Origin of the sequence: Streptomyces hainanensis (assembly GCF_004348415.1) — a bacterium.
GTDB classification, from domain to species: Bacteria; Actinomycetota; Actinomycetes; order Streptomycetales; family Streptomycetaceae; genus Streptomyces; species Streptomyces hainanensis.
Map to the genome: position 1 here is coordinate 1 of NZ_SMKI01000726.1, position 2480 is coordinate 2480.

At 75.7% G+C, this 2480-nt stretch carries 4 protein-coding genes; 1 reads left to right on the forward strand and 3 read right to left on the reverse strand.

Features of this window, described 5'->3' with window-relative positions; translation table 11 throughout:
* Window positions 1-192: 192 nt before the first annotated feature.
* Window positions 193-894, reverse strand: a complete 702-nt coding sequence (locus tag E1283_RS35235; RefSeq protein WP_132822238.1) for an SGNH/GDSL hydrolase family protein — start codon at window positions 892-894, stop codon at window positions 193-195.
* Window positions 895-948: 54 nt separating this feature from the next.
* On the opposite strand from E1283_RS35235, the gene E1283_RS35240 reads away from it, so the two are divergent.
* Window positions 949-1590: a TetR/AcrR family transcriptional regulator gene (locus E1283_RS35240; protein ID WP_207930662.1), complete on the forward strand. Its 642-nt coding sequence runs from the start codon at window positions 949-951 to the stop codon at window positions 1588-1590.
* A 22-nt stretch (window positions 1591-1612) separates the two neighbouring features.
* On the opposite strand, the gene E1283_RS35245 is transcribed toward E1283_RS35240, so the two are convergent.
* Both E1283_RS35245 and E1283_RS35250 read right to left on the reverse strand, forming a co-directional pair.
* Window positions 1613-2137: a nucleoside/nucleotide kinase family protein gene (locus E1283_RS35245; protein WP_132822240.1), complete on the reverse strand. Its 525-nt coding sequence runs from the start codon at window positions 2135-2137 to the stop codon at window positions 1613-1615.
* Window positions 2138-2219: 82 nt separating this feature from the next.
* Window positions 2220-2330, reverse strand: a complete 111-nt coding sequence (locus E1283_RS35250) for an LAETG motif-containing sortase-dependent surface protein (RefSeq protein WP_279571322.1) — start codon at window positions 2328-2330, stop codon at window positions 2220-2222.
* Window positions 2331-2480 lie beyond the last annotated feature (150 nt).

The window sequence follows — 2480 nt, forward strand, 5'->3', positions numbered from 1 at the left end:
GGGGGACGGTGGGGGCAGAGACCGGAATGGTGCCGTGAATGACTCGGAATCCAGTTGTACCTGCCCGCTCGGCCATGACACTGAACACCCGACCGCCACCCCGGACCAACGCCTCGGACCAACGCCCGTCGACGCCGCGGTGAACACTTCCCGCCCCCGGGAACCGGGCCGCCCCTCGCCGCCCTCGGAGTGTCAGCCCGCGTCGAGCACCGTGGCCACCGACGCCGCCACCGAGCGGCCCCAGGCCCGGTGGCCGGCCGGGCTCGGGTGGAAGCGGTCGGACGCCAGGCCGACGGCCGGGCTGATCGGCAGGGCGCCGACCGGCAGATGGGAGACGTCCGTCTCGCGGGCCGCCACCCGGCGCAGTTGGGCGTCGAGCCGGCGGGCGTAGGCGCCGAGCGGCCAGCGCCCCCACGGCGGCAGGGCCGGGAAGCGGTGCACGGGCGGCAGCCCGAGGAGCATCACCGGCACGTCGCGGCCCAGGCGGTGCCGGATCGACGCGACCAGGGCCGCCACGTCGCGGCGGAACGCGGCCGGCCGGCGCAGCCGGATCGCGTCGTTGGCGCCGACCACGACGAGCACCAGGTCGGGCTGCCAGCGGCGGGTGGGGTCGGTGAGCTGGCCCAGCTGGGCCTGGCGGACCCGGCGCGCGGTGGCGCCGCGCCTGGCCACCACCCGCCAGGAGACGGGGCGCCCGGTGAGCCCGGCGAGGCCGGCGGCCACCTGCCCGGGCAGCGCCTCCTCCTGGGTGGCGGCACCGACGCCCGCGGCGACCGAGTCCCCGATCATCACCACCCGCAACACGGGCCCCGCGCCCGGCAGTTCACCCCAGCCGGCGCCGGCCGCCTCGGGCAGCCGCGGGATACCGGCGGTCAGCCGTCGCGAGACCCACATGCCCCCACCTCCATAACACTGTTATGCCCTCATGACACCGTTATGCTGACGGCCGTGTCAACCCCGGTCGCCACCCGTCTCCTCACCGCCGCCGCCCGGCTGCTGTCGGAGGAGGGCCCCGCGGCGCTGACCACCCGCCGGCTGGCCAGGGAGGTCGGCACCTCCACGATGGCCGTCTACACCCACTTCGGCTCGCTGCCCGACCTGGTGCGCGCCGTGATCCACGAGGGGTTCCAGCGGGTCGCGGAGCGGCTCCGCGCGCTGCCCGCCACCGACGACCCGGTGGCCGACCTGTTCGAGGAGTGCCGGGTCACGGTGGAGTACGCGCGGGCCGAACCGCACCACTTCGCCGTCATGTTCAGCGGCTCGCCGCTGGCCGGGCTCCAGATGTCCGAGGACGACCTGCGGATCGGCTCGTACGCGCTGCGGATCGCCCGGGACACCGTCGAACGCTGCATCGCCGCCGGCCGGTTCAGGCCGGCCGAGCCGTGGCTGGTGACCCGGCACCTGTGGTGCCAGACGCACGGCCTCATCCAGCTGGAACGGGCCGGCTACTTCGGCCCGACCCTCGTGCCGCCCGGCACCCCCTACCTGGAGACGTACCTGCGGGACTTCGCGGTCGGCGCCGGCGACACGTTGGAGGCGGCCACCGCCTCCATGGCACGTCCCCACCCGCGCCGCGCGACCCCGGAATAGGGGCGCCCCGCCCGCCCGCGGGCTACCAGGCGGCCGCCCGGATCACCTCGCGGGCGATGTCCCGCACCGACCGCCGGTCCGTCGCGACCCGGACGGTCCCGGCGGGCGCCTCCGCGCTCAGCTCCCGCGCCATCCGCAGACTCCGCTCGATGTGCGGGTGCAGCTGGGAGCCGATCTCCCGCCGCGCGAGGCGTTCCCGCACGGTGTCCTCCTCGGCGGTCAGCAGGACCCGGGTGGCCCTGATCTCGCCGCCGCCCATGGCCCGCCGGAACATGGGCTCCTCCAGGACGCTCACCGTGTTGGTGTAGACGAGGCGACGCTGGCCGAGCGCGACGTAGTTCGCCCAGACCGCGGCGACGTTCCGCTCGGTGATCGCCGCCCGGTGCGGGTCGTCGACGGGGGCGGGATGGATCTGGTCCATGAAGTCCCCCTCGATCAGGCAGTGCGCCGTTCCCGCCGCCTGGAGCACCGCCGAGACCTCCCACCCGACCGTCGTCTTCCCGACGCCCGCGCCACCACCGATGAGCAACAGTTCGCACGTGGTCATGGCCGGCCAGCCTGACAGGGCGGGGCGGCCACCGCAGGGGGTTTTCCGCCGCCGGACGGCCCCTTCGCCGCCTGGACCGGACCTAGCGGTTCCGGCGGCGGGCGAGCACCAGCGCGCCGGCGCCGGCCGCGACGGTCGCGGCGGCCAGCCCGGCCACCAGGGGGAGACGGCTGCCGGCCCCGGTGTCGGCCAGTTCGTCGCCCCGCGGCGCGGGCCCGTCGCCCGCCGTAGCCCACCGTCCGCCAGCCGTCGAGTGGCCGCAGCGGCTCGCTGTCTATCAGGGTGAGGCGCCACCTTTCGAACGGGCCCGCCATCAGAACGGCGAAGGCCAGGATGTGGACGG

Bases quoted from the DNA above. Each gene is read 5' to 3' on its own strand.
- E1283_RS35235 (WP_132822238.1), bottom strand. From the start codon at position 894: ATGTGGGTCTCGCGACGGCTGACCGCCGGTATCCCGCGGCTGCCCGAG.
- E1283_RS35245 (WP_132822240.1), bottom strand. From the start codon at position 2,137: ATGACCACGTGCGAACTGTTGCTCATCGGTGGTGGCGCGGGCGTCGGG.